General features: G+C 69.4%; 16 protein-coding genes. 7 read left to right on the forward strand and 9 right to left on the reverse strand.

Annotation, left to right across the window (positions count from 1 at the left end; all coding sequences use genetic code 11):
• Window positions 1-13: 13 nt before the first annotated feature.
• The 7 genes from larE to KGD87_RS09590 form a co-directional block, all read right to left on the reverse strand.
• A complete protein-coding gene (gene larE / locus KGD87_RS09560) occupies window positions 14-910 on the reverse strand; it encodes an ATP-dependent sacrificial sulfur transferase LarE (RefSeq protein ID WP_284667148.1) in 897 nt (298 codons plus the stop codon).
• Window positions 911-1,009: 99 nt separating this feature from the next.
• Window positions 1,010-1,768 carry an adenylyl-sulfate kinase gene (cysC, locus tag KGD87_RS09565; RefSeq protein ID WP_284667149.1) on the reverse strand — a complete coding sequence of 253 codons (759 nt, stop codon included), beginning with the start codon at window positions 1,766-1,768 and terminating at the stop codon, window positions 1,010-1,012.
• A 192-nt stretch (window positions 1,769-1,960) separates the two neighbouring features.
• Complete coding sequence (locus KGD87_RS09570; protein WP_502888013.1) at window positions 1,961-2,413, reverse strand: M67 family metallopeptidase; 453 nt, start codon at window positions 2,411-2,413, stop codon at window positions 1,961-1,963.
• On the reverse strand, window positions 2,371-3,012 hold the full coding sequence (locus KGD87_RS09575; protein ID WP_284667150.1) for a ThiF family adenylyltransferase: 642 nt from the start codon (window positions 3,010-3,012) through the stop codon (window positions 2,371-2,373). Before KGD87_RS09575 ends, KGD87_RS09570 begins: the two co-directional genes overlap by 43 nt.
• Window positions 3,013-3,017: 5 nt before the next feature.
• Window positions 3,018-3,290 carry a MoaD/ThiS family protein gene (locus tag KGD87_RS09580; RefSeq protein ID WP_284667151.1) on the reverse strand — a complete coding sequence of 91 codons (273 nt, stop codon included), beginning with the start codon at window positions 3,288-3,290 and terminating at the stop codon, window positions 3,018-3,020.
• 7 nt (window positions 3,291-3,297) lie between these two features.
• On the reverse strand, window positions 3,298-3,537 hold the full coding sequence (locus KGD87_RS09585) for a sulfurtransferase TusA family protein (RefSeq protein ID WP_163783391.1): 240 nt from the start codon (window positions 3,535-3,537) through the stop codon (window positions 3,298-3,300).
• Complete coding sequence (locus KGD87_RS09590) at window positions 3,525-4,295, reverse strand: HesA/MoeB/ThiF family protein (RefSeq protein ID WP_284667152.1); 771 nt, start codon at window positions 4,293-4,295, stop codon at window positions 3,525-3,527. The genes KGD87_RS09585 and KGD87_RS09590 overlap by 13 nt, the downstream gene beginning before the upstream one ends.
• Window positions 4,296-4,417: 122 nt before the next feature.
• On the opposite strand from KGD87_RS09590, the gene KGD87_RS09595 reads away from it, so the two are divergent.
• The 3 genes from KGD87_RS09595 to KGD87_RS09605 all read left to right on the forward strand — a co-directional run bounded on the left by KGD87_RS09595 (window position 4,418) and on the right by KGD87_RS09605 (window position 6,933).
• Window positions 4,418-4,804, forward strand: a complete 387-nt coding sequence (locus KGD87_RS09595; RefSeq protein WP_284667153.1) for a hypothetical protein — start codon at window positions 4,418-4,420, stop codon at window positions 4,802-4,804.
• A 108-nt stretch (window positions 4,805-4,912) separates the two neighbouring features.
• Complete coding sequence (locus KGD87_RS09600; protein WP_284667154.1) at window positions 4,913-6,196, forward strand: sensor histidine kinase; 1,284 nt, start codon at window positions 4,913-4,915, stop codon at window positions 6,194-6,196.
• On the forward strand, window positions 6,193-6,933 hold the full coding sequence (locus KGD87_RS09605) for a response regulator (protein WP_284667155.1): 741 nt from the start codon (window positions 6,193-6,195) through the stop codon (window positions 6,931-6,933). The genes KGD87_RS09600 and KGD87_RS09605 overlap by 4 nt, the downstream gene beginning before the upstream one ends.
• Before the next feature lie 16 nt (window positions 6,934-6,949).
• Here the strand turns inward: KGD87_RS09605 and KGD87_RS09610 are convergent, their stop codons facing one another.
• On the reverse strand, window positions 6,950-8,221 hold the full coding sequence (locus tag KGD87_RS09610) for a glycoside hydrolase 5 family protein (RefSeq protein WP_284667156.1): 1,272 nt from the start codon (window positions 8,219-8,221) through the stop codon (window positions 6,950-6,952).
• A 66-nt stretch (window positions 8,222-8,287) separates the two neighbouring features.
• On the opposite strand from KGD87_RS09610, the gene KGD87_RS09615 reads away from it, so the two are divergent.
• Together KGD87_RS09615 and KGD87_RS09620 are read left to right on the forward strand one after the other, a co-directional pair.
• The gene (locus tag KGD87_RS09615; protein ID WP_284667157.1) at window positions 8,288-9,169 is read left to right on the forward strand and encodes an ABC transporter ATP-binding protein; all 882 of its coding nucleotides are present in this window, start codon (window positions 8,288-8,290) and stop codon (window positions 9,167-9,169) included.
• A gap of 9 nt (window positions 9,170-9,178) precedes the next feature.
• Window positions 9,179-12,781, forward strand: a complete 3,603-nt coding sequence (locus KGD87_RS09620; protein ID WP_284667158.1) for an ABC transporter permease/M1 family aminopeptidase — start codon at window positions 9,179-9,181, stop codon at window positions 12,779-12,781.
• A 4-nt stretch (window positions 12,782-12,785) separates the two neighbouring features.
• Here KGD87_RS09620 and KGD87_RS09625 read toward each other — a convergent pair whose 3' ends face one another.
• A complete protein-coding gene (locus KGD87_RS09625) occupies window positions 12,786-13,322 on the reverse strand; it encodes a DUF2378 family protein (RefSeq protein WP_284667159.1) in 537 nt (178 codons plus the stop codon).
• A gap of 157 nt (window positions 13,323-13,479) precedes the next feature.
• Here KGD87_RS09625 and KGD87_RS09630 point away from each other — a divergent pair, with 157 nt between their 5' ends.
• Both KGD87_RS09630 and KGD87_RS09635 read left to right on the forward strand, forming a co-directional pair.
• Window positions 13,480-13,869, forward strand: coding sequence for a hypothetical protein (locus tag KGD87_RS09630; protein ID WP_284667160.1), 390 nt, complete (start codon window positions 13,480-13,482; stop codon window positions 13,867-13,869).
• Entirely contained in the window at window positions 13,829-14,101 is a 273-nt protein-coding gene (locus KGD87_RS09635) for a M12 family metallopeptidase (RefSeq protein ID WP_284667161.1), read from the forward strand. The genes KGD87_RS09630 and KGD87_RS09635 overlap by 41 nt, the downstream gene beginning before the upstream one ends.
• The last annotated feature ends 723 nt before the right edge of the window (window positions 14,102-14,824 follow it).

The raw sequence follows: 14,824 nt of genomic DNA on the forward strand, positions 1-14,824 counted from the left end.
AAGGAGACGCGGCTCAGCTCACCACGGGCAGAGGGAACCCGTCCGGCTTGCCCGTGGCCCCCGGCCTCACCACACCCGCCGCGTCATTCATCCGGCCAGAGCGGAACGGCTCCAAGTCCAGCGCCACGAACTTGAACCCCAGCGCCAGGAACGCGGTGTTGATCCGCTGCCGCACGTCCGCCGCGAGGAAGCGCTCGTACTCCTCCGCCGCCACCTCCAGCCGCGCCACGTCCTGGTGGTACCGCACCCGGAACTGCCGGAAGCCCAGCTTGCGCAGCTCCGACTCCGCGGCGGCGATCTGCAGCAGCCGGTCCCGCGTCACCGCCGTACCATACGGAATCCGCGACGCCAGGCACGCCATCTGCGGCTTGTCCCACGTCGGCAGCCCGAGCGACTGGCTCCACGCGCGGATCTCCTCCTTCGTCAGCCCCGCCTGCGCCAGCGGTGACACCACCCGGTGCTCCCGCGCCGCCTTGTGGCCGGGCCGGTGGTCCTTGAAGTCGTCCGCGTTGAAGCCGTCCAGCACCACCGCCAGGCCCAGCGACGTCCGCTGCGCCTCGCAGATGTCGTACAGCTCCGTCTTGCAGAAGTAGCAACGGTTCGTCGGGTTGGCCGCGTACTCCGGATTCGCCAGCTCGTTGCTGCCCAGCACCACGTGCCGGGCGCCCAGCCGCTTCGCCAGCGAGCGCGCCTCGTCGGCCTCCTCCGGCGCCACGGACGCGGACAGCGCGGTGAGCGCGAGCGCCCGGTCGCCCAGCTCCTCCACCGCCACCTTCAGCACGAAGGTCGAATCCACGCCGCCAGAGAACGCTACCAGCGCGCTGCCATGAGCCCGCAGCGCGGCGCGCATCGACTCCAGCTTGGGACGCGAGGACTCACACAGGGACTGGATCCGCTCGGGGCTCAACATGAAGCTCTCCTAAAACCAAAGGGCCCCGGATTGCACGCGTCGTCGCGCGGCAACCTGGAGCCCTTCAGGCATGAAACCCAGGCCCGGAAGCCCAGCCGCCTAGCGAGCCTTCCGCTTCGAGGACTTCTTCGCCGCGGGCTTCGCCACCCGGGCCGCGCGCGTGGCCGGACGAGCCTTGGCGCCCTTGTCCGCCTTCGGCGCCTTCGCCGCGGGCTTGGACTCCTCGGCGCGGCGGGCCTTGGCGCCGCCCTTCTCGGCCTTCTCACCCTTCGCCGGCAGCGGGTTGGCCTTCATCTTCTTGCCGGTGATGATCTTCAGCTCCTCGGTGGTCATGTAGCCGAGGTCCAGAAGCGACTGGAAGATCTTCGCCGCGCCGTCGTCCACCGACTCCACGTCGGAGTGGATGGTGACCTCCGGCGAGTTGGGCGGCTCGTACGGCTCGGTGATGCCGATGAAGTTGGGGATCTCCCCGTTGAGCGCCTTCTTGTAGCGGCCCGTGCTGTCGCGCTCGATGAGCTTCTCGGTCGGGCAGTCGACGTAGACCTCCACGTAGCGGCCAATGGTCCGGCGGTTCTCCTCGCGGCCCGGCTTGTAGGGGCTGACGCAGGGGACCAGCGCCGCCACGCCGTTGCGCGTCAGCAGGCTCGCCACGAAGCCCAGCCGCTTCACGACGGTCGTCCGGTCCTCCTTGCCATCCCCCAGCCCCGCCCAGAGCGCCTCGCCGAGTTCACCCTCGTCGAGGATCTCGACGTTGCGGCCCACCTGCCGCAAGCGCGCGGCGATGTAGGCGGCGGTGGTGCTCTTCCCGGTACCGGACATGCCGGTCAGCCAGAGGGTGAAACCAGTGTTGGAGGCCATATGGGTCGTCTACTCCCTGCGTCCGGAGCACTTCTTGCAAGCTCGTAGGGACGCCGCAGATCCAGAAGATGGACGCGGTTATAGACGAAAACCCGGCCACTTGACAATTCGCGCCCACCTTTCCGCAGGTGGGGGTGACGGGCATTCAAGTGCCTGCTCAGACAAGGCTTTTTCGTTTCTGCAATGAACTTTTCAGTGCGTCCGTGACACGAAGTTTCCCGCACGCCACTCATACTCCGACACGTAGTGAACACGGCCGCAGTGTATGGATCCGATGAGATAGGAAACATCGGGGAGCAACGGACACCCGCCCGGAGCCGCCCGCAGCAGGTCTTCCTGGGAGAAGGTCGCCGGTGCATCCACATGCGAGTGGAACACGCACACCACTCGCTCCGAGCGTGCATCCGCTTCGATGCAGACGGCCAGCCACTCCTCGGGCGCGAAGGCGTACGCCACCCGCGGGTTCCCGGCGGCGTTGCGCAAGGGACGGATCCGCAGGGCCCCTGTCCCTTCGGCGCGGAGGATCACCCCACAGCCTTCGAAGGGATACGCTGCCGCCAGGTGCCGACCGACTTCGGTGAGGATGTGCTCGGACCAGCGACTCACGGCGCGCCAGGCGGCTCGCGGCCCGCGCAGCGTGAGCACCTGCGCAACTCCAACGCCTCCACGGTGCCGGGCGCCACCAGCCACCGGCCTCCCAACGCGGGCCCCAGGCCCAGCCGCAGCCGCTGGAACACGAGCGCCCCCAGCGTCCCCACGGCCACGCCCAGCGCGCCATCCGGGGGCGAGCCCAGGTGCCGCACCGTCTCCCCGAAGCACCAGAGGCACCCCTCCGCGCTTCGGAAGACGACGGCGGCCCGCATGCCATCACCGCCCAGGGCCACCCAGGGCGCCTCGCCACTCCACGCCGCGGGCAGCTCCGCCACCAGTCCGCCCCCCTGCCCCACCGAGGCCGCGTCCGGGTTCAGCGCGGGCACCTCGCGGGCCAGCGCCTCCGTCACGGGCAGGCCCACGTCGGAAGGCCCCATCAGGAAGCCCGGCGCCCAGGGCCCCAGCGTCAGCGAGCCCGCGCCCGTCACCGGCGTGCCACCTCCCGCCAGGTACGCCGCCGCCGTCAACCCCGACGCGCCAAGGCCATCCAACCGCGCCGCGCCCGCGAGCAGTGCCTCCTGGCCACGTCCGCCCACCTCGCGCAGGAGGATCTGCCGGGAGTAGCGCTGAATCTGCTCTTCACGCAGCGCCACGGCCTTCAGCCTCCCGCCATGGCGGGGATGAGGATGATGCGGTCCGCGTCCTTCACCGGCGTGTCCAGCCCGCTCAGCGCGCGGATGTCCTCGTCGTTGAGGAACACATTCACGTAGCGCCGCACCGCGCCGCGCTCGTCAAGCACCCGGCCGCCAATGCCCGGGTGGCGCGCGTCCAGGTTGTTCAGCACCTCGCGCACGGTGGCGCCGGGGGCGGCGACTTCCGCCTGGTTGCCGGTGAAGCCCCGCATGGGGGTGGGAATACGAAGGGTCGCCATGGCTCTCTCACCTGCCCTGTTTGCGGAGCACCAGCCGGTGCGTCCCGTCCGGGAGCGCGTCCAGGGACACGACCTCGTGGCCCTCTTCGCGCGCGTTGCGAGGCACGTTCTTCAGCGGCTCGGTGCCTCGAAGCAGCACCTCCAGCAACGTGCCCGACTCCAGTGATTCCAACTTCAGCTTCGTCCGCACATAGGTCATCGGACAGACCTCGCGGGTGATGTCCAGCGTCGCCGTCATGTCGCGCACGCCTCCGGAGACTCCGGGTACGCCGGGATGGCCGTGACGCGGCAGCCCTCGCAGTCCGGCGCCCGCGTCACGCGCGTCCTCCGCCCCAGCAGCGACACCGCGTCCAGCACGTGCAGCGTGGCCTCGCCGTGCCCCCCTCCCGCCTCGGCGCCCGACAGGAGCTCCAGCGCCAGCAGGGCCTGCACCGCGCCCACCAGCCCCGCCAGCGAGCCGAGCACCCCCGCCTGGGCACACGTGGGCACGGCGTCCGGCGGAGGCGGCGCTTCATAGAGGCAGCGCAGGCACGGCCCGCCCGGGTCCACGCGCATCGCCTGTCCCTGCATGCGCAGCACCCCGCCATAGACGAGCGGCACCCCCGTCAGCACCGCCACGTCCGACAGGAAGAACTTGGTGGCCACGCCATCCGTGGCGTCGATGACGGCGTCGTGCGCGCGGAAGAGCCCCTCCGCGTTGCTCGCGTCCACGCGCTCGGGCATGGCCTCCGTGCTCAGGCCGGGGAAGGCCCGCGCCAGGCCCGCCGTCGCGGACTCCGCCTTGTTCCGGCCCACGTCCTCGCCCCGGTGCCAGAGCTGACGCGGCAGGTTCGTCACGTCCACGCGGTCCGGATCCGCCAGCGTCAGGTGCCCGACACCGGCCTGGGCCAGCGCCAGGGACGCCGGACACCCGAGCCCCCCAGCCCCCACCAGCAGGACGCGCGCGCGCTCCAGCCGGGACGCATGGGGAATTCGGGGATGGTGGTCTGTACCGTGGCCATGCATCGGATGGCTGCTCCACGCGGTCGGAAACGAATATGGTGAGGCCGCCTGCGTACCACCTTGCAGAAGGGCGCAGGTGTCTCTCCACCGTCCCGCGTCCGCGCGGCCCCCACCTGCCAGGACATATGAAAAACCTGACCGGCGTGCTCGTCTTTTCCGCTGTCCTCTTCCTGGCGCCTGGCTGCACCCGCAAGACGGGCGAGGCCCCGGGGCCCACCGACGCCTCCGCCGCGACGGACGAAGCCGCGCACACCGGCGCCAGCAAGGGGGCCCTGAGCGCGGAGGACGCGGGGTCGGGCGGCACGGCGCGCGCGGCGCAGGAGTCCTGCGTGGACGCGTGGCTCCAGAAGCAGGGGCTGGACGCCTATGGCAACCCGGAGGGCAGCATGTACGCGGGCGGCACGCCGCTCTTCGACGAGCGCACGGGCGAGCAGACGGACCGGCTGGCGTTCATCTTCAAGAACAAGCCCGAGGCGCGCCAGGCGTGTGCGGGTGACGCCTCCGCGGAGTAACGCGGTGCTTCCGGCCGGCGCGGGGCCTGCCCCCTCGCCCTCCAGAAAGCGAGGCGAGCCACCTCCGGGATTCCCGCCCCCCGGTCGCTCCCGTAGACTGCCGGCCGAATGGATTCCCAACTCGCATTGAGCGAGGAGACGCCTGCCAACGACCTGCGCGCCCGGGTGCGGAAGGTCCTGGAGCGCCGCAAGCTGACGGACAGCGTGTCGGCGGAGCAGGCGACCGCCTCGTGGGAGCAGGACCGCTTCGTGGCCCGGGCCCGCGCGCTCTTCTACGCGCGGATGATGTTCCTCACGCTGGGCCTGCTCATCCTCGCGGTGCCGGCCTGGAGCGGCTACTTCGGCCTCACCGGGCCCTTCGCCTTCGTGGGCTACTTCGCGATGCTGCTCTACAGCGTCGCCAACCTCCTCGTCATCGACCACCCGAAGGCCGGCCGCTGGGTGACGTACATCACCCTCTGCCTGGACGTGGCCATCAGCGTGGTGCTCATCGTCAAGCCGCACGTCGGCGGCGGACTCCAGAGCCCGCTGCTGGCCACGCAGCTGCTCTTCACCACGCTCTTCGCCATCCTCTACCCCAAGCCGCTGGCGATTCTTCCGCCGCTGCTGGCGCTGCCCATCACCACCCGGCTGGATCTGCTCCTCAACCGCTCCGTGACGGCGGTGGAGCTGCTGACCCTGCTCTGGTACCTGGCGCTCAACTTCATCATCGTCTACGTGCTCGTGTACCTGAACGAGCGCGAGGCCGCCGCGCACCGCGAGGTCGTGTCGCTCCAGGGAGACCTCAAGGAGCTGGCCGTGGTGGAGGAGCGCAACCGGCTGGCGCGGGAGATCCACGACGGCCTGGGCGCGTCCCTGTCGTCGATGATCATCCAGTCCGAGTACATCCTGAACCTCGCGCGCGAGGAGGGCCTGCGCGAGGAGATCCGCGAGCTGAAGCTCACCGCGGAGGAGTCCATCGAGGAGCTGCGGCGCAGCCTGCGGATGATGCGCGAGGACTTCGAGCTGGCGCAGGGCCTGGAGGACTACGCGAAGACGTTCCGCGAGCGCACCGGCCTGGACATCCGCTTCGAGCGCACCGGCCTGCAGCGCAAGCTGAACCCGGACGCGCAGCTGGCGCTGTTCCGCATCCTCCAGGAGTCGCTGTCCAACGCGGTGAAGCACGCGGAGGCCACGGGCGTCCAGGTGCGGCTCGACTTCAGCGAGGACCGCGTCAACCTCGTCGTGCGCGACGACGGCAAGGGCTTCGACCCCTCCCGGACGCCGCGCGGCCACTACGGCCTGTTGAACATGCGTGAGCGCGCCATGAAGCTCGGTGGCCAGCTCATCGTGGACTCGTCACCCGGCGCTGGCGCCCAGGTGGCATTCTCCCTTCCCTGTCGTCCGTCATGACCGGAGCTCCCGTGGACGCCCCGCAGCCTCCCGATTCGCCGCCCATTCGCGTCTTCGTGGTCGAGGATCAGACGAAGATCCTCAAGAACCAGCTCCGCCTCTTCGAGAACCACCCGGAGATGGACATCATCGGCACGGCGCTCTCCGGTGAAGCCGCGCTGGAGGAAGTGCCCAAGCTGATGCCGGACGTGCTGCTGCTGGATTTGGGCCTGCCCCGCATGAGCGGCATCGACGTGACGCGCGAGGTGAAGGCGCGCTTCCCGCAGATTGAAATCCTCATCTTCACCATCTTCGACGAGGAGGACAAAGTGCTGGAGGCCGTGAAGGCGGGCGCCTCCGGCTACCTGCTCAAGGGCGCCCCGGTGGACAAGATCATCGAGGCCATCAAGGAGGTCCGCGCGGGCGGCACCGTCATCCAGCCCAACCTGGCCCGCCGGCTGCTCCGTCACTTCCGCGTGGAGCCCGACGCCAACCCCGTGGCCTCGCCGCCCTCCGAGCCGGCGCAGCCCGCCCCTGACGCGCTCCAGGAGCCCCTGCTCAAGCCGCTGTCGGACCGGGAGCGCGAAATCCTCCAGCTCATCGCCAAGGGCGTGTCCAACAGCGAGGCGGCGCGCCTGCTCGACCTGAGCAAGGCCACCATCCGCACGCACCTGGAGCACATCTACCGGAAGCTGGAGGTCACCAACCGCGTGGAGGCCGTCACCGAGGGCATCCGCAAGGGCCTCATCTCCGTCTGAGCCGGCGCACCCGCGCTCAGCGCCCCGTGGAGACCGCCGCGCCCGGACGCTCCGCGGCGGCGGCCTCCATGACCAGGTCCGCGTACCGGTTGACCGGATCGCCCGGCAGCGTGCCGTCCCGGTAGTAGAAGGTGTAGCCGTCCCAGCCGTCCGGCCGGGCGTCGTTGGCGAACATCCACAGCGCCCCCGCGCCCACGCCTTCCTTCCGCATGCACTCCAGCCAGCCGCGATAGAGCGCGCGCCGCTGGGACACGTCGAACGCGCCTTCGTTGCGCAGCCCCAGCTCGCCCACGAACAAGGGCTTGCCCAGGCTCCGGGCGATGGCGGCGTGCTCCCGAATCCACCGGGCGCCGGCCTCGGCCGTGTCGATGCCGCCCAGGCCCCAGGACTCCGGATAGAAGTGCACCGACGCGAAGTCGATGTACGGGGACGCCGTGTTGCGCGTGAAGCTGGCCCCCGGGGTGCGCAGCACCGGCGAGCCGGACCGGGACCAGAAGCCGGCGTCGTACCCCTCGGGCGACGGCTCGAAGCCCTCCTCGCCCGTGCCCACCAGGTGGCCGGGCGCGTGCGCTTTCACCTCCCGCGCCACGTCATCAATCCACGCGCGCAGCCGCGCCCCTTCCTTGTCCAGGCCCCGCCCCCGTGGCTCGTTGAGCAGCTCCCAGGCCAGGACGGCCGGGTGGTCGCCATAGCGGATGCCGTCCACGGTATTCACCCGGTTGAGCATCCGCGCCACGTGCGCCTTGAAGTGCGCCACCACCGCCGCGTCGGTGAAGAAGCGCGCGTCCCCTTCCACGGGCCGGGGGAGCCCCGCCCACGCCACGTACTGGCGCGCGCCCCCATAGGCGTCCCAGTAGTTCCCCAGCGTCAGCACCAGGCGGACGCCATGGACGCGGGCGCGGGCGAGCACCCGGTCCAGGCCGACCAGCGCCACCTCGTCGTACTCCAGCGGCGCCACCTGGATGGCGGTGTCCCCCACCTTCGACAGCGCGTCGTTGTGCCCGTTGGTGCGCAGCGCCCGCACGCCCAGCGCGGCGGCCTTGGCCAGCACCTCTTCCAGCACCGGGGAGTCGGCCGCTCCCCGCCGCGCGTCCCGGGTGGCCTCTTCCTGCAGAAAGTAGGCATTGAGGACCATGGCGCCGGACGGCAACCGGTCCAGGTGCTGCGCCGGGCCGCCCGAGCAGTTCGCGGCCACCGCCTCCAGCATGACCGGGTCCCCGTCTCCGCAGGCCCCCAGGAGGACGGCGAGGGCCGCGGTGGAGGTGCAGGTCCAGGGAGGAAGGGGCATGCCTGCATGGTAACGACGCCGCGCGCGCCACGCATCGGTCCCGAGGACTGGGTTAGGTTCACCACCATGGAGCTCAGACTGGAAGGCGTGTCGAAGACGTACCCCAACGGCACCCGTGCGTTGCAGGGTGTCAACCTCAGCATTCCGCGGGGGATGTTCGGACTGCTCGGGCCCAACGGCGCCGGCAAGTCCACGCTGATGCGCAGCATCGCCACGCTGCAGGACGTGGATGCGGGCACGATGACTTTCGACGGCATCGACGTGCGCCGGGACAAGGACCGGCTGCGCGAGGTGCTGGGCTACCTCCCACAGGACTTCGGCGTGTACCCCAAGGTGACGGCCTGGGACATGCTGGACCACCTGGCGCAGCTCAAGGGCCTGGCCCAGCGCGGCCCGCGCCATGACACGGTGAAGGCGCTCCTGCAGAAGACGAACCTCTGGGAGCACCGCGACCGGCGGCTCGGTGGCTTCTCCGGCGGCATGAAGCAGCGCTTCGGCATCGCCCAGGCGTTGCTCGGCAACCCCAAGCTGCTCATCGTGGACGAGCCCACCGCCGGGCTCGACCCCGCAGAGCGCTTCCGCTTCCACAACCTGCTGGCGGAGATCAGCACCGACGTGGTGGTGCTGCTGTCCACGCACATCGTCTCCGACGTGGCGGACCTCTGTCAGAACATGGCCATCCTCGCCCAGGGGAACGTCGTGGCCAGCGGCCACCCGCTGAAGCTGGTGGAGGCCCTGCGCCAGCGCGTGTGGAAGCGCTTCGTCACCCACCAGGAGGAGCTGGACGTGCTCATGAAGGACCTGGAGGTCATCGCCGTGCGGCGCGTGGCCGGTCAGCGCCTGGTCCACGTCTACGCGGAGGCCCCGCCGGAGGGCTTCGAGCCGGCCAGCCCCGACCTGGAGGACGTCTACTTCCACGCGCTCGCCCGGGCGTCCAAGCAGTCCTGAGGGCCCGCCATGTTCACCGCCCTCCTGACCTTCGAATTGCGGCGCCGGATGAAGATGATCTCCACCTGGGTCTACGCCCTGGTGCTGGCCGCCGCCGCGGCGCTGATGACGCTGGCGATTGGCGCCGTGTTCAAGGGCTTCTCGGTGTCGTCGGGCCCGGAGCTGGTCCGCGTCAACAGCCCGCACACGATCTTCAACTTCACCACCAGCCTGGCCTACTTCGGCCTCTTCATGGTGGCCGCCGTCTTCGGCCAGGCCGCCTACCAGGACTTCGGCCACAACACCTGGATGCTCATCTTCACGAAGAACGTGAAGAAGGGCCCGTACCTGCTCGGCCGGTTCCTGGGCGCGTACCTCTTCAGCGCGGTGCTGATGCTGGCCATCATCCCCGGGTTGATGGTGGGCGCCGCGGGCGTGTGGCTGGTGGACTCCGAGCGGCTCACCTCGTTCCAGCTCGGCTCGTACCTCTGGCCCTACGTCGTCGGCGTCTGGCCCACGCTCTTCTTCGCGGGCGCCGTCTTCTTCTCGCTGGCCGCGCTGACGCGGCGCATGGCCGCCGTGTACGTGGGCGTCGTGGTGCTGGTGATGGGGTACCTGGTGCTCGGCGCCGCCATGTCCGACGTGCAGCACCAGGACCTGGCGTCCCTGCTGGACCCGTTCGGCTTCCTCACCTTCGAGAACGCGACCCGCTACTGGACCGCGGCCGAGCGCAACCGGGACCGCATCCCCTTCGCCGGGCTGCTGCTCGCCAACCGGCTGCTGTGGAGCGCGGTGGGCGCCGCGATTCTGGGCCTGGCCGTCCTGCGCTTCCGCACCACCGTGGAGGAGCAGCGGGGCCGCGGCGCGCGCAAGGAGGCGCAAGCCCCCGCCCCGGTCGCCATCCCCGCCACCGTGGCGGCGCCCACGACGGGCAGCTGGCTGCGCACGGCCGTCGCCACCGCCTGGCTGGCCTACCGCGACATCCTCCGCTCTCCGGTGTTCTGGTCCTTCGTCGTGGCGGGGCTGGCCATGGGCACCCTGGGCATGTCCCTCTCCAAGCAGATGTTCGGCACCGCCACCTGGCCGGTGACGTGGCAGGTGCTGGAGACGGCCACGAGCATGTTCCAGCCCTTCCTGCTCATCACCATCACCTTCTACGCGGGTGAGCTGGTGTGGAAGGAGCGCGACGCGGGGCTGGCGGACATCGTGGACGCCACGCGCGTGCCGTCCTGGGTCACCTATGGCGCGAAGCTGGGGGCGCTGCTGCTGGTGGCCTTCTCCCTCAAGGTCGTGGCGCTGCTGTCCGCGCTGCTCTCCCAGGTGCTTCGCGGCTACTTCGACATCGAGTGGAACCTCTACGCCACGCAGCTCTTCCTGCTGGACTTCCCGCATGACGCGCTGCTGTGCGTGCTGGCCTTCTTCGCGCAGGTGCTCATCCACCAGAAGTACCTGGCCTACCTGGTGATGGTGCTCTACTTCGTCCTCCAGGCCGCGCTGGGCCTGATGGGCGTGGAAGATGCCCTGGTCCGCTACGGCTCCGAGCCCACGCTCCGCTACTCGGACCTGAACCGCTTCGGCGGCATCATCCCCGCGCTCGTGTGGCACCGCGTCTACTGGTACGGGCTGGCGGCGCTGCTCGTGGCGACGGGCTACCTGCTCACCGTCCGAGGCCGGGAGGCGCGCTGGAAGCAGCGCTGGGCGGCGGCCAAGGCCCGGCGCACGGGCGCGTGGACGGTGGCCGCGGCGCTGTCGCTCTGCGTCTTCGTCGGGGCGGGCGCGTTCATCTACTACAACACCCACGTCCTCAACCCGTACGTCACTCGGAAGGACCGGGAGCGGCAGCAGGCCCGCTACGAAAAGGACTACGCGTCCTTCGCCGCCCTGCCCCACCCGCGCATCACCGCCGCGCAGGTCACCTTCCACATCCACCCGGAGGAGTTGCGCCTGGAGGCCCTGGGCAGCTACCGCATCCGCAACAAGACGGACGTGCCCATCTCCAAGGTGATGCTCGCCCTGCCGGACGACGCCCGGGTGCGCGGCCTGTCCCTGGCTGGCGTGACGAAGCCCGCGGTGCATGACGCCGAGCTCGGCATCTTCGTCTACGAGCTCCCCACGCCGCTGGCGCCCGGCGCCGACTCCGCCATCGTGTTCGACCTGGAGTTCGGCACGAAGGGCTTCAAGCACGGCGGAGCGCGCACGGACATCGTGGGCAACGGCACCTTCTTCAACAACATGAACCTGCCGGTGCTGGGCTACCAGAAGGACGCTGAGCTGGAGGACGACCGGGACCGCAAGGACTACGACTTGCCGCCTCGCGAGCGCCTGCCGGACCGCGACGACCCGAAGGCGAAGCAGGACCACTACATCCGCCAGGACTCGGACTTCATCGCCTTCGAGGCCACGGTGAGCACGGCGAAGGATCAGATCGCCATTGCCCCGGGTTACCTGGAGAAGGAGTGGACCGAGGGCGACCGCCGCTTCTTCCGCTACCGGATGGACAAGCCCATCCTCAACTTCTTCTCCGTCCTGTCCGCGCGCTACGAGGTGATGCGCGACACGTGGCGCGACGTGAAGCTGGAGATCTACCACCACCCCACGCACACCTTCGCGCTGGACCGGATGATGCGCGGCATGAAGGACGCGCTGGCGTACTGCAGCGAGAACTTCGGGCCGTACCAGCACCGGCAGGCCCGCATCCTGGAGTTCCCCCGCTACGCGAGCTTCGCCCAGGCCTTCCCCAATACGATTCCGTATTCGGAGGCGCTGGGCTTCATCGCCCGCGTGGAGGACGAACGCGCCGACGACGTGGACTACCCGTACTACGTCACCGCGCACGAGATTGCCCACCAGTGGTGGGCGCACCAGGTGGTGGGCGCGCGCGCGCAGGGCGCCACGATGACGTCGGAGACGATGTCGCAGTACGCCGCGCTGATGGTGATGAAGCACCGCTTCGGGCCGACGAAGATGAAGCGCTTCCTCAAGTTCGAGCTGGACCGCTACCTCGCGGGCCGCGCGTTCGAGTCGAAGAAGGAGGTGCCTCTGGCCCGGGTGGAGCAGCAGGCGTACATCCACTACCAGAAGGGCAGCCTCGTCATGTACGCGCTGCAGGACTTCATCGGGGAGGAGCGGGTGAACCGCGCCCTGCGCCGCTACGTGGAGAAGGTCCGCTTCCAGGGCCCGCCGTACACCGGCTCCACCGAACTGCTGGGCTTCCTGCGGGAAGAGACGCCGCCCGAGTACCAGTACCTCATCGAGGACCTGTTCGAGCGCATCACCCTCTACGACAACCGCGCCGTCTCCGCGCAGGTGCGCCAGAATGACCAGGGCACCTGGGACGTCACGCTCAAGGTGGTGGCGAAGAAGTACCGCGCCGACGAGAAGGGCGAACAGACGGAGGTGGACTTCAACGACTGGATGGACGTGGGCGCGCTCGACGCGCGCGGCGAGGCCATCTTCCTGGAGAAGCGCCGGGTGACGAAGGGCGAGTCGGAGCTCACCTTCACCGTTCCCGTGAAGCCCGCCCAGGTGGGCGTTGATCCACTCAACGTGCTCATCGACCGCACGTCCACCGACAACGTGACGGAGCCCACCGTGGTGTCCGAGGTGGCGCTGGGGGGCCCGTCCTCACCCTGACGGGTCAGCTCCAGCGGATGCGCAGGTCGAAGCCGTCGGGCGGCTCGTAGCGCTCCACGTTCACCTGGGGCTCGGTGGCGCCGGCCTGCCGCAGCGCACCTTCACAGGTGCCCGCGGCGGCCTCCGCCGGGAAGGGGTAGCTCCGGAAGCGGACGCGCCAGTCCGCCGGCCCCAGGGACTCCACCTGGATGTCCACCGGGGAGAAGACGGAGCTGAAGCTCAGCGACACGCGCTTCATGGCGCGCTCGGGCCCGGCCACCTTGAGGGCCATGCCCACCACCTTGCCCACCAGGGTGTCGAAGTAGCTGCGCACCAGCTCCCGCCCCAGCGTCCGGTAGGCCGACTTGCGGTCCAGGCCCGCGTAACGATGACGCACCGTCGCCTCCTGACACCCCGCGAACACAGCCGCGGGATAGGTGGCGCGGGGCTTGTCCATGTCGAAGCCCGCGGCCAGGAACTCCGCCTGGAGCTTCGCGTCGGGCCGGGCCAGGCGGACCAGGGATTCAAACAACGTTGATTGAACAGTGACTTCGGATGGCATCGGTGGCGCGGCACCCTAGGGGAGTCAAGGGGCTTGGGGAAGCGGAGGCACCGGCGGTGTTTGACTCGCCAACGTCCGGGCTCAGTCGCCGCGGAGGCCGCCGTGGTCCGGGAGCTGGAGCCGGAGCTTGCTGCTCACCGCCTGTGGCGAAGAGAACTTGGCGCCGAGTCCCAGCCTGGACCCGGAGATGATCCGAGTGCCGGCGGAAGCCCCGCTTCGCGAGGGCGATGTCTGGAATGTGGAGAGGGAGAAGTACATCCCGGTGACCTATGCCGAGGTGGATGGCCTGGCCATCCTCGAGGGCGACATGGTCCTGGGAACGGTGGAGCAGATGGAGGCGCGCGTGCGCGAGGTGAGGGCCCTGGGGCTGGAGTCCTCGGGCCCCCGAGCTCAGGGCCTCGTCAAGACCGACCCGAACTCCCGCTGGCCCAACGCCGTGGTGCCCTACATCATCAACTCGGGCGTCGCGAACCAGAATCGAATCCAGGACGCCATCAATCACTGGCATGCCCGGAGCCACATGCAGCACCGGCACCATCATCCATGAGCTCGGACACGTCCTGGGGCTCGACCACGAGCACAACCGCCAGGACCGGGACACCTACGTCATCATCCGGTGGGAAAACATCGTGCCGGGCGGGGCGTACGCCTTCCAGCAGAACAACAACGATGACGACGACTATTTTCCATCGATACCGGCGACGGCGTGGTCCTGGGCACCCCCACTCCCGGCTACCCCAAGTACTGGGAAGCGGAGGGCGGCGGCGCCGCCGGTGTGACGGTCTACACCGATACCTCCAAACCTGGGCCCCTGGTCGTAATAGCCGTGCGCCAGCGTCAGCCCGGCCCAGGTGCCCGTGACTCGCCACCAGCCGCGCCCAGGCCCAGGGGACGCACGCCGCGATGGCGCGCGCTTCGTAGACCTCCATGCCGCGCATCGCGCCCGGCGTCTCAGTAGGTGAGAACGAGTCATCCAACCCGGCGACGAAGCCATCCGTGTGGCGCGCGGCGACACAGCTGTCTCGCGGGTCGAGAATCCGAAGCCGCGGCCCGAAGTCGATGATGAGCACCACCTGCGGCGACGGCAGCTCGCGGCGGCGCATGGGGCCCGGCGTCCGCTCGTCGTAGCCCCAATAGGACCCCGCCACCACCCCGCGGAGCCGGGCGTCCGGCGCGCCCTCCACCATCTCCCAGCGGCCGAATTCCGACTCATGGCGGAAGACGCGAACCGAAGGACACGGCGAAGCCTCACAGGTGTCAGACGGGGCTGAGAGGATGTCCCTGGGCGCCAATGCCAGAGGGGGAGCCCCACACGGCCTCCGTATCAAGAATTGGGTGAAGAAACCCGGCGTCGACCGTTTTCTCACGGACCTGAAACGTCGTGTCTCAGAGGGCACGCGGCTGTGACACACGCTGTAACCCATTCATACACAATCACTCTCAAGAGTTGAGAATACAACCTTGACTTTACGGGTAATCCGTTACCGGTGTAGGTTTTGGAT

Source organism: Myxococcus sp. SDU36, assembly GCF_030168875.1.
Lineage (GTDB): Bacteria > Myxococcota > Myxococcia > Myxococcales > Myxococcaceae > Myxococcus > Myxococcus vastator.

Bases quoted from the DNA above. Each gene is read 5' to 3' on its own strand.
- larE (WP_284667148.1), bottom strand. From the start codon at position 910: ATGTTGAGCCCCGAGCGGATCCAGTCCCTGTGTGAGTCCTCGCGTCCC.
- cysC (WP_284667149.1), bottom strand. From the start codon at position 1,768: ATGGCCTCCAACACTGGTTTCACCCTCTGGCTGACCGGCATGTCCGGT.
- KGD87_RS09580 (WP_284667151.1), bottom strand. From the start codon at position 3,290: ATGGCGACCCTTCGTATTCCCACCCCCATGCGGGGCTTCACCGGCAAC.
- KGD87_RS09590 (WP_284667152.1), bottom strand. From the start codon at position 4,295: ATGCATGGCCACGGTACAGACCACCATCCCCGAATTCCCCATGCGTCC.
- KGD87_RS09595 (WP_284667153.1), top strand. From the start codon at position 4,418: ATGAAAAACCTGACCGGCGTGCTCGTCTTTTCCGCTGTCCTCTTCCTG.
- KGD87_RS09600 (WP_284667154.1), top strand. From the start codon at position 4,913: ATGGATTCCCAACTCGCATTGAGCGAGGAGACGCCTGCCAACGACCTG.
- KGD87_RS09605 (WP_284667155.1), top strand. From the start codon at position 6,193: ATGACCGGAGCTCCCGTGGACGCCCCGCAGCCTCCCGATTCGCCGCCC.
- KGD87_RS09610 (WP_284667156.1), bottom strand. From the start codon at position 8,221: ATGCCCCTTCCTCCCTGGACCTGCACCTCCACCGCGGCCCTCGCCGTC.
- KGD87_RS09615 (WP_284667157.1), top strand. From the start codon at position 8,288: ATGGAGCTCAGACTGGAAGGCGTGTCGAAGACGTACCCCAACGGCACC.
- KGD87_RS09620 (WP_284667158.1), top strand. From the start codon at position 9,179: ATGTTCACCGCCCTCCTGACCTTCGAATTGCGGCGCCGGATGAAGATG.
- KGD87_RS09625 (WP_284667159.1), bottom strand. From the start codon at position 13,322: ATGCCATCCGAAGTCACTGTTCAATCAACGTTGTTTGAATCCCTGGTC.
- KGD87_RS09635 (WP_284667161.1), top strand. From the start codon at position 13,829: ATGCCCGGAGCCACATGCAGCACCGGCACCATCATCCATGAGCTCGGA.